The following is a 24,073-nucleotide window of genomic DNA, read 5'->3' as shown; positions in this document are numbered from 1 at the left end:
GTGTGACACCTGTAACTTAGTAAATCAGAGTGCAGGACATGCGGCGCGCCTTCAGACGAGCGGTGAAAGCACTTTGCAAATCGTCAATAAGCGGTTGCCAGGAAAGACTTTGCGGCGCAATGATCAAAGCAGCGCAAATCACCACCAGGGTCTAGATTTCAAGGTATCCACATTCACTTGTTCAGGGCAGGAAAGGGGCCGCCCGTTATGTATTGCGTTGTGCGAACGTTTCTTTCATCCAAGGGAAAAACAGAGCCTGTATGGATGACCCGATGATCATTCGGGTCGAGTGGATCGCCCAGGCATGGGCTTGGGCAGACAGCGACACAGGAGTGTCGTGGCGTCGACGCTTGTTTTGTCGAAGCCGAGGGTTCTGTGCAGAAGGAGAAGTTGAATGCCTTACCAACCGAATGACCTCCTTAGCCGTCATTTCGAAGAAAGCGGCCACGACCTCATCAGCAAGGTCGAAGAGCAACTCAACCTGGTTTCACCCAACAGCCCGAACATCCCGATTTACCGCGACATGATCCTGACCGTGCTGCGCATGGCCCAGGAAGACCACAACCGCTGGAATGCCAAGATCACCTTGCAAGCCCTGCGTGAACTGGAGCACGCATTCCGTGTGCTGGAACAGTTCAAGGGCCGACGCAAAGTCACGGTGTTCGGCTCTGCCCGCACTCCGATAGAACACCCGCTGTACGCAATGGCCCGGGAGCTGGGTGCCGCGCTGGCACGCTCGGACATGATGGTGATCACCGGTGCCGGTGGCGGCATCATGGCCGCGGCTCACGAGGGCGCCGGTCTGGCACACAGCCTGGGCTTCAACATCACCCTGCCCTTCGAACAACACGCCAATCCCACCGTCAACGGCACAACCAACCTGCTGCCGTTCCACTTTTTCTTCACCCGCAAGCTGTTCTTCGTCAAGGAGGCCGACGCACTGGTGCTGTGCCCTGGCGGTTTCGGCACCCTGGATGAAGCCCTGGAAGTGCTGACGCTGATCCAGACAGGTAAAAGCCCGCTGGTACCGGTGGTGTTGCTGGACTCACCGGGCGGCAAGTTCTGGCAAGGGGCACTGGACTTCATTCGCGAACAGCTAGAGGAAAATCGCTACATTTTGCCCACGGACATGAAACTGGTGAAACTGGTCTACAGCGCCGAGGACGCTGTAGAACACATCAACAAGTTCTACAGCAACTTCCACTCCAGCCGCTGGCTCAAGCATCAGTTCCTGATCCGCATGAACCACAAACTGAGTGACCGGGCACTCGAACACATGCAAGAGTCGTTTGCGGACCTGTGCCTAAGTGATCATTTTCACCAGCATGCCTACAGCGGCGAAGAACACGATGAAGCACAGTTCAGCCATCTGGCTCGACTGGCCTTCGCCTTCAACGCCCGTGACCATGGCCGGTTGCGAGAGCTGGTGGACTACATCAACCTGCCGGAAAACTGGGCACACTCCCAGCCTCAGGCACAACAACGCACACGGGAGTCATCCAAGGTTACGTGAGGCACAAAAAAACGGCCCGCTATCGAAATAGCGAGCCGTTTCAGTTAATCGTCCATTCCTCGGCCACTGAACAAGCGGCTGATCATTTCCATGGAATATCCCCGATACGCCAGGAATCTGCCTTGCTTGGCACGTTCCCGCGCGTCTATCGGTAAGTGCCCGGAGAACTTGCGGCGCCAGGTGTCTTCCAGTTGCTCCTGCCAGTTAATACCGCACTCGCGCAAGGCAAGTTCGATATCGCTACGTTGCAGGCCGCGCTGGCTCAACTCTTCACGAATGCGCAAAGGGCCATAGCCGGAACGGGCACGGTAGGAAACGAAGCTTTCAAGATAACGGGATTCGGAGAGCAAGCCCTCTTCCGTCAATCGGTCGAGTGCTGTTTCGATCATTTCGGGGAGCGCGCCGCGCTGACGCAATTTACGCGTCAGCTCGACTCGACCGTGCTCGCGTCGCGCGAGCAGGTCCATGGCGGTTCGCCGCACCGCGACGAGTGTATCGAGTACGGCGGTGGTCATCGGAGCAATCAGATATCAGCGTCAGCCAGATCGTCTTCGGTCTCTTTGACTGCAGAAGCCTTGGAGTCCGCGATCACTGCCGGAGACAGCAACTTGTCACGCAGTTGCTTCTCGAGCGTTGCTGCGATTTCCGGATTATCCGCCAGGAACTTGGCTGAGTTGGCCTTGCCCTGACCGATCTTGGTGCCGTTGTAGGCATACCAGGCACCGGATTTTTCAACGAAACCGTGTAGAACGCCCAAGTCGATCATCTCGCCATTGAGGTAGATGCCCTTGCCGTAAAGAATCTGGAACTCGGCCTGACGGAACGGCGAAGCCACCTTGTTCTTCACAACCTTGACGCGGGTTTCGCTGCCAACGACTTCATCACCTTCTTTCACCGCGCCAGTACGGCGGATGTCCAGACGAACCGATGCGTAAAACTTCAGTGCGTTACCACCGGTGGTGGTTTCCGGGCTGCCGAACATCACACCGATTTTCATACGGATCTGGTTGATGAAGATCACCAGGCAGTTGGCGTTCTTGATGTTGCCGGTGATTTTACGCAGCGCCTGAGACATCAGTCGGGCTTGCAGGCCCACGTGCATGTCACCCATTTCGCCTTCGATTTCAGCCTTTGGCACCAGCGCCGCCACGGAGTCGACGATGATCACGTCAACCGCGTTGGAACGCACCAGCATGTCGGTGATTTCCAGGGCCTGCTCGCCGGTGTCCGGCTGGGAAACCAGCAGGTCGTCGACGTTGACGCCCAGCTTGCCGGCGTACTCAGGATCGAGGGCGTGTTCGGCATCGACGAATGCGCAGGTCGCGCCGGCTTTTTGAGCCTGGGCGATCACGGACAATGTCAGTGTGGTTTTACCGGAAGATTCAGGACCATAGATTTCAACAATACGGCCTTTTGGCAGACCGCCAATGCCCAGTGCGATGTCCAGACCCAGAGAGCCAGTGGAGATGGCCGGGATCGCCTGACGGTCCTGATCGCCCATACGCATTACGGCACCCTTGCCGAATTGACGTTCGATCTGACCCAGGGCCGCAGCCAAGGCTTTCTTCTTGTTGTCGTCCATTAAAGTCCTCACGTAATCAATAAGGCCTGACGGCCAACACCTGTATAAGTAGCCAGTATTATTCCACAGCGGTTGAGGATCGCCTACCCCTGATTTGAGATTTCTGCCGCGGTATGGCGCAGCAGCCCCTCTAGCGCGGCCTTCACCGTTTGTCGGCGGACCTCGTCGCGGTCACCCGGGAAGTGTTGCAACTCGCTGAACACCCGCTCGCCCACGCCCCAGGCCAGCCACACCGTGCCTACGGGTTTGCTCGGCGAGCCACCGTCCGGCCCGGCCACGCCACTGACCGCCACGGAAAAAAATGCACGACTTTTTTCCTGGGCGCCCCTGGCCATCGCCTCGACCACCTCGCGACTGACCGCCCCCACCGTGGTAAACAATTCCACCGGCACACCCAATTGCAGGTTCTTCTGCAGATTGGAGTAAGTCACATAACCGGCCTCGAACCACGCCGAGCTGCCGGGGATACGGGTAATGGCTTCGGCGATCCCGCCACCGGTACAAGACTCGGCCGTGGAGACATGGGCGTTGAGCATCTGTAATTGCCTGCCAAGGTCAGCGGCCAGCTGGGTGATTACTTTCACGGGCATCTCCTGTTGGGGCGGAATGACACCTACCGTACACGAGCGCATCGCGCTTGCAAGTTACAGGGTCGAACAAGATGTTAGCGGATGATCGTCCTGACATAGGCCTGACAGGCCTGCAAGGCAATCAATCCACGGTCGCCGTCATGGGTGATGGCGACAATTCGTTGAGCATGCGCCGGGTCAAGTCCGGCGCGTACGGCGCCATGATCCATGCCGCCGGCGCTGGAGGTGGCTGACACTGCACCTGCTCCGGCATCGAGGAGGACTGACAGCCGCACATCTGCAGTGGCAAGACGATCGCGCAGGCGATCCTGATCACGTTGGACATCGCTCAATACTCGGTAATGGTTTTGTTCACTGGTCGAAAGCCGTTGCTCGAGGGCCAGGCGCCTGTCCTGTTCGGCTTGTTGCCGCGTCGCTGCAGCCAGGGTCAGTTGATTCAGCGTTTCACCGTGCAACCTCGCCTGCTCTGCCAGTTGCCGGCCATAACGCCAATCCTGAAAGCGCCAGGCCAGGCCACCGGCCAACATGACCAGTAACACAACTGCACCGATAATTCGGTAAGGCGTCGCAATCAAACCGAAGGCTGACATAACACCGCCCTCGCCCGCGCCCAGAGTTGCAAGCGGTCCTGCAGCCCGTTCAGTCCACCATTGATACGACGGGTGATGCTGTTGAACTCGCCACGATCGGCCAGTTCATTGAGGCCGCTCTGCTCCCAGAACCAGGCGGCGGATTCAGCGGCCCACTGCGGTTGTTCCAGTAGTTCTGGCTGGGCAAGCAGGCGTTCGTCGCCGAACAGCCCGAGGCTGCATTGACGATAGTTGTTGCGACCGGTGATCTGAATCAGGCCACGACCGCGATAGCGTTGCCCGTCGCCGTCGGGCTCCGGCGTGTTGCCCAGGCGCCCGGCGAGCGCCCCGGTGTCGTATTTGCTCAAGTATTGATCGCTGCCTAGTTCACGTACGTACTGCAACTGCCCTGACTCATGGCCGACTTGTGCGAGGAAGGCGGCAATGCGCGTGGGTGTATTGATGTTGCGGTGAGCCATGGCGGTGTCGAGGACAGAAATGAAAACGCCCGCTTGGGAGCGGGCGTTGGGGAAAATCTTGAGTAGCTGTTGCTCAGTGAGACGCATCGCTCGGTCCGGTGAGTAAAGGTTGAGATTCACAAGTTGGGGATTGTTCGGCAAACACCTGCGCAATATTTCCTGCGACTGACAAACCCTGCTGAGCAGCAGGTTACCGTCACGGCGCGCGAGCGTGGCCTGTGCAATTGTTGCGTCGTGTTATGTCGCCGAGCCCAGGCAAGTTGCCGCGATTTTGCAGCGATAGCTGTCTTTTCGATTGCCACTGGCCGTGACCTTGTCGATTGACCAGCGCCCACGCATGAAATCGGGCCAGGTTTCGTCCAGCACCACGACCCCTTCGGCTGAAAGGCCGGGATTGCCTGGACAATCAATGTTCACTTTGAGTGCTTCGCGCATCATCCGGCGCACTTCGCCTTCACAGGCTGCCAGGGCCTCCTCAGCGTTCTGGCCGCGCTGACGCAGGGTCTTGAATGGCGCGATGCCGCTTTCGACACTGCGCTCCTTGCCTGCCGCCGCGTCCCACCAACTGATTTTGCAACCCTGATACTTCGTCCGGGCGGTTTCATCGAGGGTAGCGGCGATGAAGGCGTGGTCGTCCGGGCGATTGTTCGTCGTCACCGACAGTCGAACATTCGGCAATACCTTGCCCGACAGCGATTTGACCTGACCGCGTCGCGCCAACACATACAGCTCGTTGATCGGCTTCGCTACCGCGTCGTGCATACAGGCCAGACGCGTCAGAAAGCCCATGTCGGTTTCGTTGGATTGATCGATGTGTTCAATCTTGATCATGGCCAGATCGGGCGCGACACGGGGAGAAAATCCGTGGCGGGCCGTCAATAGACGAAACAACGCGCCGAGGGTCGTCGGGCCGTGGCTGAGGGATCGGCGTAGCTTGAAACCCGTTTCGTCCGCCACACTGAACGGCGCTGCGGTGGCCACCAGTGTCAACGTCAGGGGAAACAGTTTGGGCGTGCGACGGCTGATCACGAACAGGCCTTTATCCACCAGCCCCGATTCCAGATAGCCGACCCGCAGGCCGATTTTCCCACCCAGATCCGGCAACCCCTCCAGTCCGTGCAGATCGATCGTCAGCGTCAACTGATCGGACTCGATTCCCGACGCATCGATGTGCTGCCAACTGAGTAATCGCTCGTTGAGCAGTGCCGCGTTGGCCCCATATATTTCCACTACCGGGGTAAATCCAAGAGCCATAGAGCCTCCTCAGTCCCAAGCCGATATCGGTCGGGTCGCAATGGGTCGAGAATCGATTTCCGGCAAGACCATCCAGACGCCCGCAGGCAATATGGCTGCGTGCTCGGCCAGCGTCGGATTGAGGCGCCAAAAGGCTTCTTCTACTGCATCGTCACTGCGACCCAGCTGCCGAAACAGCAGCAGGTTCACCGAATCGCCGGCAATACTTCTGACTCTACGCATGGGTGTACTCCGCCAACTCGATCGTCCAATCAATCACCATCGCCGTGCCGTCATCGATCACCAGGCTCTGGTTCTCCGTTAAGTTGTTGATGCGCCACAAGCCCCAGTTACGGCCAATGCCGTCGACCAGCGGCAACGGCACGCGCAATGCCTGCAAGGCCCGCAACTCATCCAGGCGTTCCATCGCCTGTGCATACATCGACTTGCCGCTGATGATAAGAACCTGCAGGCCTTGCCCGGTCTGGCTGGATTTGGGCTTACTGGTCAGGATGTCGATGTTCGTCCACCCCCCATCAGACTTACGCTGCAGGGTGCTGTAAGCGAAGTTTCCGGACAGGCCGAAAATGAAACTGCCCAGTGCCATTTGCTGACGCATTACATACCTCCATCGGTCAGGGCCGCGTCACGGCGTACGGTGAGTGGATTGGTTACCAGCGGTAAAAATTCGCCATGCAATTGCCTGCGCAACTGCGCCATGACCTTTTCAACCAACTGTTCGGAGTCGGACGGGTTGGCACCACTGATCTGGATGACCGGGTTGAAGTTGACCTGCTGGTTCTGCGTCTGTGCGCTGCTCAGATCCTTGCTGACTTGCTCCGGGGGCTGGAGTCGGTCCTTCGCGGTATAAAGGGACTCACCCAGCGCCTCCCCACCCTCGCTGCCAAAGTAGCTGCCCAGCAAACCGCCAATGACCCCGCCGACCGCCGTCCCCAGGACGGGAACTGGAATGAAGCTGCCGATCAATGCGCCGGTGGCGGCGCCGGCATAGGCTCCGGCCAAGCCGCCGACACCCGATCCAGCCGCGCCCGCGGCGGCTTGGTAATCACCGGCCAGCAATGCCTTGAGTCCGTCATAACCGGCACTGGCCAGCGCCAGAGGGGCGCCCAGCCTGCCGGTGAAGGACTTGGCCCGGGCCGCCGACGCAACCAGCCGACTGCGAATCGTGGGACGCCCAGGCTGACCGTCACCGCCCACGCGCCTGCCTGGATTTCCCTCTCCGGGTGACTGGGTGACCGCCTCCGGCTTCAAAAGCTCCGAGGTGATGGACGACGTAACGGATGCCAGTCTGGACAGGATGGCATCGCGAAACGGTGTCGCGAGGGCCGCGCCGAGCAAGGTCAACCCGGCGGCGACTTTCGGAAATGATTCGACCAAGCCACTCAACCCACTGACCAGGCCATCGACACTGAGCATCGCAAGGTCAGTAAAGGGAGCTACCGCGTTGGCAATCGCCGTATCCAGTCGCGTCAGACTGGCATCCAGCGAATTCCAGCGTGCTTGCGAGGTGTTCCCCCGGGCTTCGGCAGTCTGCGCCATCGAACCCTCGTCACCGAGCGCGGACGTCGCGTACGTACTCTTGTCGGACACCCGTGCAAAGGCTGCTTGCAGGGTCTTGGGTGCCTTGAACAACTGGCCGATGCCATCATCACCTTCGAACAGAGTCTTGAGTAACGAGGCCTGCTCCCCGGCCGTTTTTTTCTCCAGCGCCTCCTGTACTCTGGTGATCGCTGCCGGTGCGTCCTTGCGCATTTCGCTGGCCAGTTGCGCGGGGTCAAAGCCAAGCCGGGCCATGGCCATGCGCTGATCCGCCGTGACGTTATCACCCTTGCTCAATGTCGAACTGAGGGTTTTCAACGACGCGCCGGCTTCATCCTTGCCCACGCCAACGCTCAGCAGAGTCGCAGCGATTGCCGCCACCTGCTCGGGCTTCATGCCGGTGGCCATGCCCGACACGCCACTGCGTTGCACAATCGATCCGATGTCTGGCGCTTTGGCATTCAAATCGACACTGCCTGCCAAATGATTGCCCGCATCGGCCAGGTCGAGACGTTGAGCACGATCGAGGCCTGACGAGGTACGCCAACCAGCCATTATTTCGCCAGCCTCCTTCACGGAGATCTTGTACGCCGACGCCATGAGGGCTGCATCGCCAGCAAAATCTTTCAGCGTTTTGCGCAGGTCCTGCGATTGAACATCTTTGACCAGACCTGAATCGATTGCCGCCAGTTGGACCCCAGCCAGTTGCACACCTGTCGTCCCTGCAGGGGCAATCCGTTTCTCGCTCGCCAACTTCAGATTGTCATTGGCCATCTCCTGAAGTTCATCAGGGTCCATTCGCAGCTTCAGGCCGATATCGACCATCGCCGTCTGAATCGCCATGGCAGACTTCAAATCCTGCGGTGGCGGGCGTTGTTCAACCTCAGCCATGAGCCTGGGTTTCGTCTCACTGGTCGAGGCCGGTACGGCGTTCGTCCTGCCCGGCGAACGCCGTGACGACAAGGCCGCCGTCAAGGCCGCCAGCGCCTCGCCAAGCTTGCCCTGTCCCTGCGTCAACAGACGGATATCCAGACTGGTCATATTCAACGCCTGGCTGAGCTGCACCAAAGGGTCCTTGAACCCCGACAACCCCAAGGCTTGGGATGCGTTGTTCAATGACGGCCATTCAATGCCTGCACCCGCCAGCAAATACTTGCTCTCAGCCATCCTCCTCTACTCCTTTTTCACGCCAAGGCGAGTGATCGCTATGTCATAGCGGCGCAACGCCTTTGCGACGTCCCACTCCAGAATGTCCGCTTCACGTACCGGGTAAATGAGCGGCACCACATCGAGGATCACTTCGATGTCGCGCTCCGAAAGAAGGCCGCCGGTTGGTTTAAAAAATCGTCGATGCGCACCTGCAGTTGAGTCCAGTCGGGAACGGTCAACAGGGCCAGGTCGGGAAGCATCAGGCCGGTGCAGTGGGCGGTGATGAACTCGGCGCGTTCCTTGGGTGTCTTGAGTTTTTTCATCGCCTTGGTGGCGCGCAGTACCGGCATTTCCAGGGTCAGCGAGGTCAGGGTGCGACCCGCCACCGCGAGCGGTTGCAGCAAGGTCACTTCATCGGGGGCGGCTGATGGTTGTTCACCCTTGCCCACTTGCCCAAGAAAGTGCGAAGCCGGCAACGTCGACATCTCGTGTACGTATTGGGCGATGCTGACGTAGTCCGGGCGTTTAAGCTGGTCGAGTTCCTTGATCGACAGACCGGTGGCCAGCAGCGCCAGTTCGAAGAACTGGTCGTCTTCATCATCGCCGGCACGGGCCAGGGCTTCTTTTTGCGCGGCGTAATACAAGGGGTTGAGTTGGATTTGCTCGATCTGCAAATTGTCGTCCGAAGTGATCGGCGACAGCAGGTCATGAACAGGAGGTGTCCAAGACATGGAATGAATTCCTTGGTGGTTCACGTGAGGGTCGAATTGCCAGGAGCCTTGTGGGAGCCAGCCTGCTCGCGAATGCAACCTGTCAGTCGACATCACTGCTGACTGATACAGCGCTTTCGCGAGCAGGCTCGCTCCCACAGGGTGTGCGCCTTGGTTGGCCTTGAGGGTTACGGCAACAGGACGGCCCGGCGGGCGTCGCCGAGAATGTCGACGCCGTTGAGCACGAACTTCTGGGTACGCACATCGATGTCGATCACCGGGATGCCGTTTTCCAGGCGGTTGTAGGTGCGGCAGGCAAGTTCCAGGGTGGTCTTGGGCTTTTCGCTCATCTTCAACGTGGTTTCCCCAAGGGATTTCAACTGACCGCCCACGGTGTGATACGTGAACCAGGTGTTGCCGTCCTGATCCTGACCGGCTTCGCGCACGTTCAGCAGGATGTCTTCACCCAGCTTCACGCCGAGGGCCAACATGACTTCCGGCCCCATTCCTTGCAGGGTCAACGTAGCGGTGAGTGCCTTGCCATTCTTGGCCATTTGCTCGGCGATAAAGCGTCCGCCGCGCATTTCTTCCATCTCGAATTCGATTTTCGGCGGAGTGAAATCCTCCACCGTCGCCGACAACGGCAGACCTTGCAGGGTGGCCGCGATGGCCTGTCTTACGCGGTTGGTAAACATTAGAGAACGTCCTCCAGGAACTGCTCGATGATTTCATCGCGGGCATTGAGTTGATAAACCATGTGTTCGTTCGGCGCATAACGGCCGTAGTCGATGACCACGTACCAGGTGCCGTTCTTGTACTTCTCGACACTGTTCAATTCCGGGTGCAGGTACACGCTGCCGCCTGGAATGGTTTCGTCGGCGACCAGGGTTTGCAGCCAGTCGTTGATGCGCTTGACCTCCTGGTCCATGAACGATTTGGTCAGGTTCTTGGCCATGGCTTTCTGGCCGGCCTTGACCAGCTTGCGGCTGATCGCGTCTTCGAGACCGACGTAGCTGATGAACTTGCCGGTGATCGAGCGGTTACCCAGCAGCGAGAAGCCACCGAGGATGGTGCGGGCGTAGTAGCTGATGCCGTAGCGGTTGAGCAGATCGCCTTCGGTGGAGGTGTCGAGGATGTTGTATTCCACCACCCGCGAAACGTCCTCGGCGTAGGTCACCTGGTTGCCCGGACTCTCCCACTGCTTGACCTTGGCCAGGGCCGCGATGGCCAGGCTCGATGGCGACAGGAAGACGTTTTTCTTCGCCGCCTTCGAGTACACCGACGGCATGTTGTGCACCAGCAGGCAGCGGTCGAAACCCAGCTCCGCGCCGCCCAGTTCCTGGCTGTACGTCACCTGATCGGCGACCGCGGCATCCTTGCCGTCGAGCACCACCCGGGCCTTGATACGTTTGCCGAAGGAGGCAAACTCACTGGCCACCGCTTTAGTGCCGGTGAAGCCCGGCGCGCCGATAATGGTCAAGTCCTCGGGCACGCCGCTCAACGCCGCGAGGCCGAGCTTGCGACCGGTCAATGGATCGATACCGCCGATGACGTTGTTCAGCGTGTCGGCCGGGGTCGCGCCCTCTTCGACGATGACCACGTAGACCGGCACCTTGACCACTTTCAGGATCTGGAACACCGCGTGATACAGCGTGCCTTCCTCGGTACCGGTCGGATCGAGCAGCGCCTGGGTGGTAAAGCTGGTGATGCGAAACGGAGCGTTGCGCGGAATCAGCACATCGGCCTTCGGCGCCGTGCCGATCAGACCGATGACGTTGTCACCCAGGCCACCCATGGCCTCGGGGGATTCGGTGGCATTGACGGTAATGCCGTTGTGTTCGAAGTTCAAAACCTCAGCCATGGTTATTCAGCCTTCTTGGCAGCGGCCTTTTTGGCCGTGGTGGATGGAGAGGCCGACTCGGCAGCCTCGGTTTTTTTCAGTCCCAGGCGACCGGCGCTGCGCAACGCACTGGCCTCCACATCGAGCAATTGCAGCTCCTGGCCGATGCTCGACCAGTGACCACCCCCGGTAGGGAATGGACGGAGCACGGTGTACGTTTGGCGTTCTGCCATTTTTGTTTCTCCATGAATGAAAAAGCCCCTTGGGTAAGGGGCTGTTGGGTGTTGCGTGTTTGTTTGGCGGAAAAGAAAACGCCCCGGTGGTGCGGGGCGTTTATTCGATTTGTCCGGCGATCCAACCGGGCTGCTCCGGGCGGAACTGCTTGGCTGGAAAGTCGGGTTGCTCCGGCCAATCGCGCAGGGCCTGCATGTAGTGCAACAACTGCGCAAATTGCTCCGGGGTGATCGAAGTCGGCCGGCTCAATTCCTGCTCGTCTCGATGACGGTCACGGATCCATTGCACCCGCTGGATTTCGCAGTTGCGCCAGGCTCTTTCCTGCGCTTCCAGATCCTCCGGAGGCGGGTCGATCAGTATCGGCAACCCATCAGCATCATGACTGCGAACCTTATCCGGGACCGGATTGCCGATGATTTCCAGATAACGAGCCTCGGTGATTTCCCTAGCATCAGCCGGCATAACCCGGTGAATGCCCTCCAGATAACTGACGCCCGTAGTCTGGCTGTAAAAGCGCTTCATCATTCAAACTCCGATGGCAAGAATGCGGGACGGCGAGCTAATCGCGCTTCCCCAGTTGTACAAGTTCACAGCGTATGCCGACACACCACCCGCCACGACATTGCCGGCGTTGGCATTTCCAGCGTTGGCTAATGGTGAAGCGATCGCCCAAATACAGCCATTAGGAAACGCAATAGGCCAATAAGCAGCACCTGCCGCGCCCGGAGTAATCGCTGCTGAGCTCGTCCACTGAACTATCAAACTACCAAGCCAGGTCGGAAACACGACATAACCGCTGGAACTGAAATTCACGGCAAAACCGATGCGCAATTTAGCCGGCGTCACAATGACGTCATCACCAGAGCCCGCGTTCACCTGCGCCTGAGTCGCAATATTGGCGATGCCCTTAACGGTCTCCGTTGCCTGAACAACACGTTTGGCGATCGCTTGAAAGACCCGCAAGGCTGTCATGGGTTTGGCGTTGTCTTGGCCAGATTGCGCTTCGGCTTCGCCCTGGGTAGCAATATCGATTCCGTAGCCGACGAGAGTAGTGGGATTTGTACCAGCGACGACTCGCCCGTATTTGTCGACGGTAACGCTTCGATAACTACCCGATGATAGATTCGGACGGCCACCAATCATTTCGAATGTCAGTGCTGTTGTTCCCAGGACAATCGGGCCATTCGTGACCAGCAACCAAACACTGTCACCATTGACTGCCCCCTCCTCTACCGAGACATACATCCCCGGCGTTACCTTGGCACTACTGTCAGCATCTAACGCCCTGAGCCATGCACCATTCGATACGATGTAAATCCCGTTATCCTTCGCAGCCGCCTGAAACCCTACTAGCACGCGGTCGCCTGCGACGACTGCAACCGAGTCAACGGTCTGCGCGCCACTCAGGACAATCGGCCCCGTCGTGGCCGCCCTCGCGGACGGCTTGCCATCGAGTTTTGTCAACTCATTGGCAACGTAATCGATCACCCACGCCCGCGTCGCCTTGACCACCGTGTCATCAATCAACAAGGTCACCAACGCCGCATTGCTGGTCTCGAAAATCGAGCGAATATAGAACTCTTTCCCCGAGCCGGAAGTCGCCAAAACCGGTTTGAACGACTCCGGGTATTTGACGATGGCATACAAGACCCCGGTGTCCGTCCAGAGCCCGGCCTCGCGCACGTACCAGCCGCCGACGTCGGGTGGAATCGTGACTTCAGCCAGCAACCAGCTCGGATTCTTCTCGTCCTGGAACAGTGCGTTGAGCGGCCCGCGCCATACTTCGCGCTTGAGCGCCGTGGCGGTCGCCGCCGGGTTGTAGGCCGTGCCACCGCCGTCACCGACCGAAATCTGCGACAGTTTGATCGGTACGCCCGCCGCCTTGCAGGCAGTTTCGTAGGCAATCCCTGCATTCGTGAGCAGGGTGTAATAGTCAGCCATTCAGGCCCCCTGAGGATAAATAGTGGATGTTTCGATGCTGTAGAGTCCGGCGGCCATGAAGGCCTCGCCTGACGTTTCCAGTCCTTCGATGACAACGGGATAAACCGTGGTTAGCTCGCCGCATACCGTCGCCGCGCCAATCACGTGATTGCCAAACGCACTCAAGCCGACAGACACCGACAAGGTGTCGCGTTCGCTTTTGGCATCCGCCAGACGCCGGTCGAGACGGGCATCGATTTCTTCGCTGTAAGGCTGTTCGGTGAAAGCCCTGACGGAGAAACTGTAGGGCTGGCCCGGTGGTGTCTGCTCGTACCAGGCCCGCACTTCTGGCCTCAGGCGCAAACCCTTGGCCGCATTTTCCAGCGCCTGCCGTGTGCCGGCCCGGCGTGCCGTGGGCCAGGCGAATTCGACGGTCAAGCGCTTTTCCGCTTCGGCGGCATCGCTGCTCCACTCGCTGACACCCCGATCCGCCGCGAGATAGGGCAGAAACGCCGAGGGCGTGGCGGTGGGGTTCATCAGCTCGGGAAACGGCGGTGCAATACGATCAAGCAAAGTGCCGAACGCCAGATCGAGGGCTTTTTCCAGTGCCGAACTGTTGGCCGGCAACAGGCTCGGGTGAGGTTTTGGGTCACTCATAGCGTGAGTACCTCCACCTCGATGTCGGTGCAATAAGGTGCCTCGAAGGCCGTCGTCACGATCGGCTCAAGCGGTTCGAGAATTTCAAGCTGAACCGCGCCGGCGCTGTGCAGCGTGTAGTCGATCCAGCTCGGGTCAACCCGCCCCTCGAGGCGATGACAGCTGTCGGCATAGGCTTGCAATTGCTGCTCTGCGGCAACTTTCGTCAGTCCCGAGTCGGGGCCTGCGTTGATCCTGGCGAGCACCCGGATCTTGTAGCGCTTGATGTCGGCACCCTGCACCGTGACCCGATCCGTTTCAGGCCGCACATCCGGTCGGTCGAAATGCTGGCGCACCCCGTCGAGCAATTCCTCGGAAACCGTGCCATCGCCTTCCCGTGACAACACGGTGACTCTCACTTCACCGGGGGCTGTGCGCCGTCCGTTGCCATCCTTGACCTGCGCGGCGTGACCATCGGGATCGAAGGTGTAAGTGACCGTCACCTCGCCTGGCGCAGCGGACTCCACCTTCACCACCGGACGCTCGCCGAGGGTGAACACCTCGCGTCGATACTGCATGCGTGACCCGGCGGCTGGCGCATGGGGGGCCAGGTAGTAGCGCAATCGCGCGTCGTCGTCGCTCTCATGCACCGGCGCAATGGGCGGGAACGCTGCCGGATCACCGGGGTCGAGCAACTGACGCTCAAGCCCCATGTCCGCCAGACGGGCATCGAGGTTACTGCCCGTCGCCCACCACGCCAACATCTGCTTGATGCGGGCGTTGTACTTGCGTTCATGCAGCTGCAGGCGCACACAAAACGCTTCGAGGGCCAGGGTCAGCAATTCGCTTTCGTTTTCCAGGCTGACCTTCAGTTTGGCCGCGCTCTGCGGAGCGCGGGCGCCGACATATTCGACGACAAAGGTCTTGAACTCGGCCAGCAGATCTTCGAACGCGTCGACCGTGACGATCGTCGGCTCGGCCAACTGGTTCTGGCCCGGTATCAACATGCTCATGTCACCACCTCGAACGTCTGATTACGGTTTTTCCAGGTGCCAGCGAAGCGCAGGAGCAACCCCGCGCCCTGTCGACTGGCAACAATGACTTGCGGCTGGAAATCGCTGATGCCGTTCTGGCTGTTGTAGAACGCCTGTGCGGCGTGGCTCTGGGCCAGGATCAGCAAATCGTCGCCGAGGTTCTGCCCCAACAGATCCGGGATGGCGCAGCCATACAAGGGACGTTTTTGGCGTGTGCCTTGGGGGGTGGTCAGTGCCCGGGTCGCGCGCTGCACAAATTGCGGCCAGTCGTCGACCGTCGCGCCGGTGTTTCTATCGATTCCAATCATGGGAAAACTCTTTTATGCGCTGCTGATCACGCGACCCTGGTGATCCACCAACGGGCCGCTCAGGTGCACACCGGACGCGTCGAGTCGCAAGCCGACCGCGCCCAGTTGCAGTTCGATAACCTCGGGGCTCATCGCCAGTCGCGCCGGGCCGATGCTCAGTTCGAGCGCTTCGCGATTGCCGTTGAACGCCGCCGGGCCGTTGTTCCAGTGCAGGGCATGACTGGCATCGTCGTAACCACTTTCAGCGCCGTCCCGATAGACGCGACGCGTCAGCGAAGCCTGGGTCGAGGGCGGGGGAAACTGATGACCGTTAAGCCCGAACAGCGCAACAGATTGCGCGCTGCCCTCACCGCCGCCATGGTTGAGCAATAGGCATTGCTCACCCACGGAGGGAATCCGCGACTCGCTTTGCGCCCCGGCACTGGGATTGAAAAAGCGGATGGCCGGCGTCAGCAATTCACCGTGGCTGACCCGGCACGTATTGCCGGCAGCATCGACCTCCTGGCACACGCCGATTCGACAGATGCTGTCAGTGCGTCGGTACAGGTCCTCCAGCTCGGCCTCCATCTCGGCCAGACGCTCGATGATCGGGCCAAGCTGCAGACTTATAAGCGCATCAAACATGGCTCAGCCCTCCAGTTCGGTGTATTGGTCCGGGTCGTCGATGTCCGAGACCTCCCAGGTCCGGGCGAATTTCGGGATGCCCAACGGGTCGTCCAGCAGCGGTGGACCGAAGTACAGCGTTTGGGTGAAGGACAGGGTCCAGGCAGAGAACTCCTGCGTGCCCTCGATCAATAACGAGGGAATGGCGTCAAGGCGGGTCGGCAAATCACATTGATCGCCCGGCAGCCCCCACCGGTTATCCATGACCAGGTCCTTGAGCGCACCGGCCAGATCGCAGGCTGCAAGGCTTGGGTTTTCTGACTCGGGGCGCACCACGGCTTGCAAGGAAACCGTCAGCACATGCGCGATTCGTCCATCACGGGCACGACAATCCGCGGCATCACGTTCAAGGGTGATCAATACCCAGGGCTGGTCGCCGACATCGGTGAAGTCTTCACGACTCCCGACGCTGAGCCCGAGTGGTGAGTTGCGCAACGTCGCGGCAATGGCCGTGAACAGCTGCGAAGGTTTTTCGATGACGGTGGGCATAAAAACTTCCTGTTCATGCGTCGAAGGATTCACTGTTGGTCGGGGCGAGAATCACGGGGCGGCACTTCGCATACCCCGATCCGCTTCGCTGCCCAGCGCTCATAAAGCCCGATGGCCACGTCCGCTCCGGCCATCGCCGTGAGACAACCAAAGGCGCCCGCGGCCCAGATCGACACACCGGCGGCGTACAACAGCAAGATGGCCGAGACGCCGCAGACCATGCAGGCGCCGGAGCGCAACGCCAACCGGCGCAGTAATGACCAGCCTCGGGCGCCGTCCTTGTCGGCTCGCCACATTTCGCCGGACACCCCGCCCACCAGGGCGAGGACGATGACGAGCCAGATCGGCATGTCCAGCAACGCTTGTTGCTCGTTTGTCATGTCACGCCTCCTGGGGGTGATTGATGTGTGGGGTTCAGACGTTGTCTGTTGAGTGAGTGATTGATGTAAGGCAGGCATTCCAAAAAGCCCGACTCGCATCAGGCTTTTCAGTAATGCGGTCTTTCGCCTTCGCCCAAAGGCGAGAAGTAAAGTCGACCTTTCGGCGCTACTGGCGCGGTACGGGTCCATTCAGGTTGTTCCTCCGACCGCGGCCCCTGCCCGCCGGATAACTGCTTCTGGTGCTTTACGCTGCACACCCGGGCCAGTTGCCAACCCTCTGAACCGTTGAGGCCGGTTCATCGCTGCCTTTTTTGGTGGAACTAAAGAGCTTCGTTTCGAACCGCTTTGTTGAGCGGCTTGAGACAAAGAATATGCATGGATGCATATACAGTCAATGCACAAATGCATTTATTTATGCGATAGAAATGCACAAGCGCATGGACCATCCGTAATCACAGGCGCTGGCGGCTTTTGACAGGCGAAAAAAAACCCGCGTGATGGCGGGTTTTATCTGACAGTTGTGAGGTTAGCGGGCGTACATGCCCCACCAGAAGACGTGACCGAGGATGACGATTTGCTCTTCCTGCATTTCCTGGAAGCTGTAGTCCTCGTCCGGATGCTCATCACGGTTGAAGCTGCGCAGACGAATACCGGTAGGCAGACGATAAAGCTGTTTCACCCGTAACTGGCCATTGTGGTTGATTGCATAGAGGTCGCCATCGATGATGTCGCCAATCCCGCATTTGCCGGCATTGACCCCGACCGTGGCGCCGTCGCGCAACACCGGCAACATGCTGTTGCCACGCACGGTCACGCACTTGGCCTGGTCGAACTGCACGCCGTTATGGCGCAAACTGCGCTTACCGAAGCGCAGGCTAGAGCGCTCGCTCTCTTCGATGACGAACCTTCCCGATCCCGCAGCCAATTCAACCTCGCGAAGAAAGGGGACCGACACCTCGTCGTCATCGACGGGCGTATCGTCGTCCCACAGACTTATGTCCTTGAGTTCCGAATGCAATTGATCGCGCCCGCCACTGGCCGCCGGCGCGACTTCCGCGCGGCCGCGCAACTGGTCGGTGCTCACGGCGAAGTACCCGGCGATCTTCGAAATGTGTTTATCCGAAGGATCGACGATCTTCCCGCTGAGGATCCGCGAGAGAGTGGATTGAGGCACGCCGGTGCGACGGTGAAGCTCCGTGGGGGAGATCCCGTGCTGATCGAGCAGCGCTCTTAAGACGGTAGAAACATTGCGTTTTTGCATAACGCGCATAGTGCTTGTTCTTTTCGCAGAAGACAAATGCATATTTGCATTACCAGTGCATAAACAGGCAGGAATGAACCACGCGGCGTTCATGCCTGCGTCCGGCAGACCGCCCATGTTAATCTTGCGCCCATCGCGGAAAAGCCGGGCCGATGCCCCACCTTTGCCCCACACCTTTCAACGAGTTTTCCGACCCCTAATGAATAAAGCCGTTTCCGACCTGTCCAGCCACACGCCAATTGTACTGGAGTACTAATGCAAAAAAGCCCTACAGCCCCGTAAATAAAGGGCTGTAGGGCTTTCTTGACATATGGATGCTACTGTTCAATTGGCATTAAATGGCATTGGTTGGCGTGCGATTTGCCCCATTTTTGCCCCATAGATTTTCCATGCATTGCACTCGCTCGATACATGGATAGGGATTCGAACCCGAGCGCCTAGCACCGCATACCGCTGTACGCCGCAATAACCGGGAGAATCCGCGTCGCGCATACGCCTTGCGCGGCCTATAGCGGCCTCCGATTTGCCCTAATTTTGCCCTAACCTTGAGTGATCACAGCGACTGCTGAATGGTACCCAAGATGGCAATCGCTGCCGAAAAGTTTTGAGTCTGACTTTCCACAGAATGCCATTGTTGAATGAAACGCTCCACTCGAGCAGCTCGTTGACGTCCTTTTCGAAAGGAACGCGGACGAGAAACGCATGATTAGATCCTGGCGGAATTTCTGCAGGTGCTTCCTCACCAAGACGAACCAGAAAATTGCTCCACGTTGAAATTTTATAGGCCCAATAGACGGAACCATCAGAGTCAGTCAACCATACGTCCTCAACAAAGGCAGGTACCGCGCCAATATTCCGGACTTTGACCTCGAGACATTCGATTAGCAGATTCCCCATATAGCCGCCCCGGGAAACGCGGCGAGCATCTTCTTGACGGTTCTGAAAGTCAGGCAACAGCATTCCTTCAGCCTTGACCCGGCCTTTCCCTTTTCGGTGGTCCATGACGGCTTTTACTATGGTCGAGATCGGCTTCAACGACGCGACAACGTAACCAATAACACCAGCAACGACCATCCCCTCCCAAGCCTGTTTCGCGTAATCAAATACAGACTGCCACCACATGCGCTCGGCCTCCAAGCCAGAAAAATGGAAGCTTCCCCTATATCCCCCACAACCTGATTGTGTTGGAGTTCTAGCGGGGCAAAAAGCCCTACAACCCTGAGAATAAAGGGCTGCTGGGCTTTTTTTGACAAGTAGCTCATTTGGCATAAATGGCATTGGCTGGCGTGCGATTTGCCCCATTTTTGCCCCATGGAATTTTTGCGGTCGCCTAGCCGACCTAACACGCGAATTCCCCACCCAGCATGTTGAAATGCCATCACTCAACCCCAAGGTAAGTGTAAGCCTCAATCCGAGGCGCCAATGGCAATCATAGCAATGACCACCAAAGACGACGAAAAGCTGCTCAAGATCAAAGCAAGCCAACTTTATTACACTGACTACAGCAAGAAAGCCGTCCCCGGAGACGATCCGAACAAAACGAAGGAGGATGCCAAGCGTCTCAGCAGGTATGAGGAGTACGAAGTTGTAGACATGATCAACTCAATCAAGTGGACGGACAATAAGTACTCCCTCAATGACCTTCTTATCATCGAATGGATGATCCACGAAAAATTGCCATCAACGACACAGGGCGCCGAGAAGGTTCGGGCGTGGGTCTATGCAGAGTTCAAAAATCTTAAGGACTCTCGCCCCGCCCGCCTCAAACCGTAAAGTTCCTAGCCGGGAAGAATGCAAGCTGATCAGTTCAGAAAAAACCTGGGCAATGGTGCGCAGGGTTGTACTAAGGAATGGAACTACATGGAAATTAAAGCGGCAATCAACGAGTTGATCGACCTGATGAACGATGGTGTGTTCGCGCAGCCGCCGCAGAGGGCTTGGGCTATGCGGGAGGCCCTTAGGCGCGCTCGTCTCTGGCAAAAATGATGAACGATGGTCTGAAGCCGAATGTGCTAAGGGCGGCAGCGGCGAAAGCGTTGGGGCGCGCCGCACAGGCATAATCTGCATCGCCCATAATGTGCCCTGTCAAATAGTTCCCCCGACTCTCCACAGAGATCGGGGGAATTACCAGAAGGGCGAAGCTAGACTCCATTACGCGAGATCGGCCGACGCATAGCCAGACTGGGCCAGCTTCCCAAGCTGATAACGAGGGTTCGATTCCCTTCACCCGCTCCACTATTTTCAAGGCCTCCAGCCTACCCCGCTTCAACTAGGTGTCTGTTAAGGTGTCTGTTAAGGTGTCTGTTTTCTATTTTCATCAGACTCCGAACAACTGAACAGACACCAACGCCTAGACCCGCTTTTTTCCGAATCATCGCACGCTCTATCGGTCGACCCCATTCTTAACCGCATACCACCTGCGGAAAGTAGCGGCTTCGGAGATACCCTGAATTTCTACCACCTATGCAAAACCACTGTCGCATTCAAAAATTGATTCATCTCTGCTTTTACCAAAGCCTAAATCTGTGATCTTCTTGAACGAGTCAATCTCAAGGCTCGTCAATCATGGATGTATTTCACCTCGTCATCGACACGAGCATGCTGCGCCAACTGCATTTCCAGAGTCCCGATTTCGAGCTACTTCTCCGCCAGTCGCAAATGGGCAAGCTCAAGATCTATATCCCGCAGATTGTCATGGAGGAGGAGCGAACCGCAAAGCTTGCGGAGCATAGGAAGCTTGTCGATGAAATAAAAACGAGATTTGACAAAATACGACGCGGCATGCTTGGCATGATAGTGGAGGGTCTTGCTGAACCTCATCTGGAATTATGGGATACAGAAGATGTGGACCGCAGTTCGAAGGTGGCTTTCACACGGTTTGTGGCTAGCTACAAAATCGAGGTTATTGAGATTTCGATGGAGCACGCTGCCAAGGCTTGGGGCAGATACTTCAATGTAGAACCACCGTTCAACCCGAGAGAAGCTCGAGAAGCCAGGCGTAAGGATATACCGGACTCGTGGATTCTTGAGGCAGGGATTGAGATTAAACCTAGAAAAGGGTTGCATTGTGCTTTGGTCGGCGATGGCAAACTCGCCGGGGCCTTTCAGGCAGAAGGCTTTAAGGTTTACAGGGACGTCCAGGCATTGCTCGATGACATCGAACGATCTACCGCTGTGATCTCCATTCAACAGCCAGCCGTCGAGGAACAAAACGTCCCTCTCGATCAACTCCGCAGTCCAGACTTCAAGGAGATGGATGTTATCGTGCTGGGCCTGATCGAGGCACTTAAGACTCCCTCCAAGGTCGATCTACTCGCAGCAGTATCAAAGGCAGGACTGAATGCCGAAATTGCTGAGCATGAAGCCCGTACGATGGTGCTGTCCGGCAGACTCACCGACACCGGCACGCACTTCCTACCGACGAACCGTGCTCTCGCCCAACAAGCGGCGGAAACAGATGCAGTGACCAATGTGCTTTTGAGGATAGTCTGATGAGCCAACTTGACGTGCGCTTGACCGCACTTTCGAAACTGGTGGACATCAAATCGGCGGCGGTGGATCAACGCCTGAGCGAAGAGTTCAGCCGCATCGAGGGCATCTTCCAAAACAGTAACGACTACGATGAACTATCAGATGCATTGAAAACGCTTTCAGTGTTGGTCCCTCGATTTCATATGGCAACGTTACCGCTGCTGGAAACGTTCGTACGATCTTTACCGAACAGAGCTCTGACCGAAAGTGGTGCTCCCATCAGCAGTGCCCGGCATCGCTACCGTTCCAATGACAGTCTGCTTCGCGAAACAATCGACGTCGTAGGAAATCTTCGCTTTTTACATACTGAGCAGGTCGTGAGCTTCCTATTGGAGATAGCGCGAGCCTCTGATAAGGATGTCAAAGCCAAGGCTGAGGGAGTGCTTGAGGCACTTGCCACGTTCGATCTAGATGTATTTTATGGCGACCGAGCCCTGGGGGCTGAACCGCAGGCTCGTATGGTTGCTTACTTTGTTGGACTTCAAAATGATGAATTGCTAGCCAACGCAAACATCATTCTCCGAGTGCTTAGCACTGTGCTATCGCCAAGTATGGAAGGACACTCTTGGTCATATGATAGTGTCACCATCCGTAGAGGCTCGATAGGTAGTGGCGGTGGCATTGCCACCTTGCGATCCGAAGCCATCATTTTAGCGAAGCGGATGTACAGTTTAGACACGTCTGTTGAACATAGACAGCATGCGCTCCAAACCCTTGTCTCTGCCACACGACGAGAGACCCCAACTAGCGATGAAGAAACGTCCGCCATGTTCGAGCGGGACGCGATCGTTGTGTTGGAGTTTATGCGTAAACTTGTGGCGACTGAGGCACTGCCACTGATTCAAAAAATCGAGCACCAAAGCTATTGGATCTATTTTCATGGAGCGACCCCGGCGACTAAAAACAAAGCATTGGAAATACGCGATGCTGTGGATGCGCACGCCGAGTATCAGATTTACAAGCAACTCATCGGCTTCGAAGGCATCTTCGGTAAATGGGAAGACTTAAGCCGCTCCGAAGCAGCGTGGGATTATAGTGACAACAAGCGTCGTGAAGCTGCTCGCATATACCTTGAGGAAATCGATGACACTAGTTACACCACATGGTTTAACAGGATCCTCAATTTCTCACGTACAAGATCAAACGATCTAGCTACGTTCCCGATTTATTACGATTTCCTGAAGTCCATCGGCGAAAATCACCCACGATTCGCTCTGGACCTTTTGTCCAATCACGAAGAGCTCATGAAACCATTCCTCATAGCTCTATTGAATGGGCTTTGGGCCAATGCGAATCAGTCCGATGTCGAATCGCTCGTGAAATGCTGGGTTGTGAATGGGCGAAACCTGGCTTCTATTGCGAGATCACTGTATCAAGTTGGAACTTCGCGATTGGACGTGCTTGCATCAGTGGTCGAACGCGCTACTGAACTCGATGACCGAGACGCTCTCGTACAAGCTATGAGCGTCGCCGCAAACCTCTTTGTAGCAGGCGCTTCAGACTCGAAAGCCATCTTCATGCGGTCGTTGCGTGAAATGTCCAAGCGTGATGATGCTAGCTGGGCCAACAACATCTGGCTGAATCGGGATCTTCTAGCACTAATAGATATGATGGAGGCAGACGAGCGATTGGAGCTGCTTGCCACTCTGACGCTGCTGCCGGAACTGAATTACCAAGCTGAAAACCTACTATATGAAATTGCGAAGCACGACGTACAGGCTGTTCTCGACTTCTTAGTAGGCCGGTTACATCATGCCAGGGCGTTAGAAAAGCGAACCCGTCAAACCGGCAAGAATGAAGCTGACCGATTTGAGGCTATCCCCTACCAACTCAATAAGCTGAACGAAATTCTAGCGCGGGTTCCTGAGGCGTTACTAGCAGCCCTGCGACGTGACTTCGACGCGGAATCCAGCACCATGTTCAGCTACCGCGGAGCACGAATCATCAATTCGGCATTCCCTGAGTTTAATGACCCGCTCGAAACTCTGCTGCTCAAGTACATCGAGAGCGGAGACGAACTTGATATTGAGTTCGTCCTCGGTATTCTGCGCACATACGACGGCTCGCCTAAAATTCAAAATATCTGCAAGGCAATTATTAAAACAGTGCCGGAACGCTCTAGAACTTGGAATGAAGTTGCAGCAGCATTTGAGTCCACTGGTATCGTGCGGGGCGAGTACGGTCTGGTTGAGGCTTATGAGAGCAAGGTACTAAAACTATCTAGCTGGGTTAATGACGGCGACGAGCGTGTTCGAATATTTGCAGAATGGCTTATAGGAAGATTGCAGAGTCTAATCGCACTAGAGCGGCAGCGCACTGATCAAAATTTGGCCCTTCGCAAATATCAGTACGGTGTTGACAAGGATGAGAGTTAAGTTGCGAAATTGTGCAC

The 24,073-nt window shown here is 57.3% G+C and carries 28 protein-coding genes; 5 read left to right on the top strand and 23 right to left on the bottom strand.

What is annotated here, in order from left to right:
- The first annotated feature begins 394 nt into the window (after positions 1 to 394).
- Entirely contained in the window at positions 395 to 1,513 is a 1,119-nt protein-coding gene (locus ACW9HW_RS04515) for an LOG family protein (protein ID WP_095197043.1), read from the top strand.
- Between the two features lie 44 nt (positions 1,514 to 1,557).
- Here ACW9HW_RS04515 and recX read toward each other — a convergent pair whose 3' ends face one another.
- The 23 genes from recX to ACW9HW_RS04400 form a co-directional block, all read right to left on the bottom strand.
- A complete protein-coding gene (recX, locus tag ACW9HW_RS04510) occupies positions 1,558 to 2,028 on the bottom strand; it encodes a recombination regulator RecX (protein WP_095197044.1) in 471 nt (156 codons plus the stop codon).
- Positions 2,029 to 2,036: 8 nt separating this feature from the next.
- Positions 2,037 to 3,095 carry a recombinase RecA gene (gene recA / locus ACW9HW_RS04505; protein WP_095197045.1) on the bottom strand — a complete coding sequence of 353 codons (1,059 nt, stop codon included), beginning with the start codon at positions 3,093 to 3,095 and terminating at the stop codon, positions 2,037 to 2,039.
- 83 nt (positions 3,096 to 3,178) lie between these two features.
- Positions 3,179 to 3,679, bottom strand: a complete 501-nt coding sequence (locus tag ACW9HW_RS04500) for a CinA family protein (RefSeq protein ID WP_095197046.1) — start codon at positions 3,677 to 3,679, stop codon at positions 3,179 to 3,181.
- A gap of 80 nt (positions 3,680 to 3,759) precedes the next feature.
- Positions 3,760 to 4,275 carry a lysis protein gene (locus ACW9HW_RS04495; protein WP_457398648.1) on the bottom strand — a complete coding sequence of 172 codons (516 nt, stop codon included), beginning with the start codon at positions 4,273 to 4,275 and terminating at the stop codon, positions 3,760 to 3,762.
- Positions 4,257 to 4,820 carry a glycoside hydrolase family 19 protein gene (locus ACW9HW_RS04490; RefSeq protein WP_457398646.1) on the bottom strand — a complete coding sequence of 188 codons (564 nt, stop codon included), beginning with the start codon at positions 4,818 to 4,820 and terminating at the stop codon, positions 4,257 to 4,259. The genes ACW9HW_RS04495 and ACW9HW_RS04490 overlap by 19 nt, the downstream gene beginning before the upstream one ends.
- Before the next feature lie 150 nt (positions 4,821 to 4,970).
- Positions 4,971 to 5,987, bottom strand: a complete 1,017-nt coding sequence (locus tag ACW9HW_RS04485; protein ID WP_457398643.1) for a phage late control D family protein — start codon at positions 5,985 to 5,987, stop codon at positions 4,971 to 4,973.
- A 9-nt stretch (positions 5,988 to 5,996) separates the two neighbouring features.
- A complete protein-coding gene (locus ACW9HW_RS04480; protein ID WP_457398641.1) occupies positions 5,997 to 6,209 on the bottom strand; it encodes a tail protein X in 213 nt (70 codons plus the stop codon).
- Complete coding sequence (locus tag ACW9HW_RS04475; RefSeq protein ID WP_457398638.1) at positions 6,202 to 6,585, bottom strand: phage tail protein; 384 nt, start codon at positions 6,583 to 6,585, stop codon at positions 6,202 to 6,204. Before ACW9HW_RS04475 ends, ACW9HW_RS04480 begins: the two co-directional genes overlap by 8 nt.
- Positions 6,585 to 8,693 carry a phage tail tape measure protein gene (locus ACW9HW_RS04470; RefSeq protein WP_457398635.1) on the bottom strand — a complete coding sequence of 703 codons (2,109 nt, stop codon included), beginning with the start codon at positions 8,691 to 8,693 and terminating at the stop codon, positions 6,585 to 6,587. The genes ACW9HW_RS04475 and ACW9HW_RS04470 overlap by 1 nt, the downstream gene beginning before the upstream one ends.
- Before the next feature lie 128 nt (positions 8,694 to 8,821).
- Complete coding sequence (locus ACW9HW_RS04465; protein WP_457398632.1) at positions 8,822 to 9,406, bottom strand: phage tail assembly protein; 585 nt, start codon at positions 9,404 to 9,406, stop codon at positions 8,822 to 8,824.
- A gap of 167 nt (positions 9,407 to 9,573) precedes the next feature.
- Positions 9,574 to 10,080, bottom strand: coding sequence for a phage major tail tube protein (locus ACW9HW_RS04460; RefSeq protein WP_457398630.1), 507 nt, complete (start codon positions 10,078 to 10,080; stop codon positions 9,574 to 9,576).
- Positions 10,080 to 11,246 carry a phage tail protein gene (locus ACW9HW_RS04455; protein ID WP_457398627.1) on the bottom strand — a complete coding sequence of 389 codons (1,167 nt, stop codon included), beginning with the start codon at positions 11,244 to 11,246 and terminating at the stop codon, positions 10,080 to 10,082. Before ACW9HW_RS04455 ends, ACW9HW_RS04460 begins: the two co-directional genes overlap by 1 nt.
- A 2-nt stretch (positions 11,247 to 11,248) precedes the next feature.
- A complete protein-coding gene (locus tag ACW9HW_RS04450) occupies positions 11,249 to 11,458 on the bottom strand; it encodes a hypothetical protein (RefSeq protein WP_457398624.1) in 210 nt (69 codons plus the stop codon).
- A gap of 100 nt (positions 11,459 to 11,558) precedes the next feature.
- Positions 11,559 to 11,984 (bottom strand): phage tail assembly chaperone, encoded by a 426-nt coding sequence (locus tag ACW9HW_RS04445; protein ID WP_457398622.1) that lies wholly within the window; start codon positions 11,982 to 11,984, stop codon positions 11,559 to 11,561.
- On the bottom strand, positions 11,985 to 13,400 hold the full coding sequence (locus ACW9HW_RS04440; protein WP_457398619.1) for a phage tail-collar fiber domain-containing protein: 1,416 nt from the start codon (positions 13,398 to 13,400) through the stop codon (positions 11,985 to 11,987). It lies immediately after the preceding gene.
- Positions 13,401 to 14,036, bottom strand: a complete 636-nt coding sequence (locus ACW9HW_RS04435) for a phage tail protein I (RefSeq protein WP_457398616.1) — start codon at positions 14,034 to 14,036, stop codon at positions 13,401 to 13,403.
- Entirely contained in the window at positions 14,033 to 15,028 is a 996-nt protein-coding gene (locus tag ACW9HW_RS04430; RefSeq protein WP_457398613.1) for a baseplate J/gp47 family protein, read from the bottom strand. The genes ACW9HW_RS04435 and ACW9HW_RS04430 overlap by 4 nt, the downstream gene beginning before the upstream one ends.
- A complete protein-coding gene (locus ACW9HW_RS04425) occupies positions 15,025 to 15,357 on the bottom strand; it encodes a phage baseplate protein (RefSeq protein ID WP_095197061.1) in 333 nt (110 codons plus the stop codon). The genes ACW9HW_RS04430 and ACW9HW_RS04425 overlap by 4 nt, the downstream gene beginning before the upstream one ends.
- Before the next feature lie 12 nt (positions 15,358 to 15,369).
- Positions 15,370 to 15,981, bottom strand: a complete 612-nt coding sequence (locus ACW9HW_RS04420; RefSeq protein ID WP_457398610.1) for a phage baseplate assembly protein V — start codon at positions 15,979 to 15,981, stop codon at positions 15,370 to 15,372.
- A 3-nt stretch (positions 15,982 to 15,984) separates the two neighbouring features.
- Entirely contained in the window at positions 15,985 to 16,509 is a 525-nt protein-coding gene (locus ACW9HW_RS04415) for a hypothetical protein (protein ID WP_457398607.1), read from the bottom strand.
- 29 nt (positions 16,510 to 16,538) lie between these two features.
- On the bottom strand, positions 16,539 to 16,889 hold the full coding sequence (locus ACW9HW_RS04410; RefSeq protein ID WP_095197064.1) for a phage holin family protein: 351 nt from the start codon (positions 16,887 to 16,889) through the stop codon (positions 16,539 to 16,541).
- 526 nt (positions 16,890 to 17,415) lie between these two features.
- A complete protein-coding gene (locus tag ACW9HW_RS04405; RefSeq protein ID WP_457398665.1) occupies positions 17,416 to 18,150 on the bottom strand; it encodes a LexA family transcriptional regulator in 735 nt (244 codons plus the stop codon).
- Positions 18,151 to 18,678: 528 nt separating this feature from the next.
- Positions 18,679 to 19,452 (bottom strand): hypothetical protein, encoded by a 774-nt coding sequence (locus ACW9HW_RS04400; protein WP_457398604.1) that lies wholly within the window; start codon positions 19,450 to 19,452, stop codon positions 18,679 to 18,681.
- A 135-nt stretch (positions 19,453 to 19,587) separates the two neighbouring features.
- On the opposite strand from ACW9HW_RS04400, the gene ACW9HW_RS04395 reads away from it, so the two are divergent.
- The 4 genes from ACW9HW_RS04395 (at position 19,588) to ACW9HW_RS04380 (ending at position 24,056) form a co-directional block, all read left to right on the top strand.
- On the top strand, positions 19,588 to 19,923 hold the full coding sequence (locus ACW9HW_RS04395) for a hypothetical protein (protein WP_457398600.1): 336 nt from the start codon (positions 19,588 to 19,590) through the stop codon (positions 19,921 to 19,923).
- Between the two features lie 87 nt (positions 19,924 to 20,010).
- A complete protein-coding gene (locus ACW9HW_RS04390) occupies positions 20,011 to 20,136 on the top strand; it encodes a hypothetical protein (RefSeq protein WP_457398598.1) in 126 nt (41 codons plus the stop codon).
- Positions 20,137 to 20,715: 579 nt separating this feature from the next.
- Positions 20,716 to 21,642 (top strand): PIN domain-containing protein, encoded by a 927-nt coding sequence (locus tag ACW9HW_RS04385; RefSeq protein WP_457398595.1) that lies wholly within the window; start codon positions 20,716 to 20,718, stop codon positions 21,640 to 21,642.
- Positions 21,642 to 24,056, top strand: a complete 2,415-nt coding sequence (locus tag ACW9HW_RS04380) for a hypothetical protein (RefSeq protein ID WP_457398593.1) — start codon at positions 21,642 to 21,644, stop codon at positions 24,054 to 24,056. The genes ACW9HW_RS04385 and ACW9HW_RS04380 overlap by 1 nt, the downstream gene beginning before the upstream one ends.
- The last annotated feature ends 17 nt before the right edge of the window (positions 24,057 to 24,073 follow it).

The sequence above is a fragment of the Pseudomonas sp. SDO5532_S415 genome, from assembly GCF_054071155.1.
Note: the sequence above shows the minus strand (reverse complement) of the source record. Positions and strands in the feature narration are given on the sequence as shown.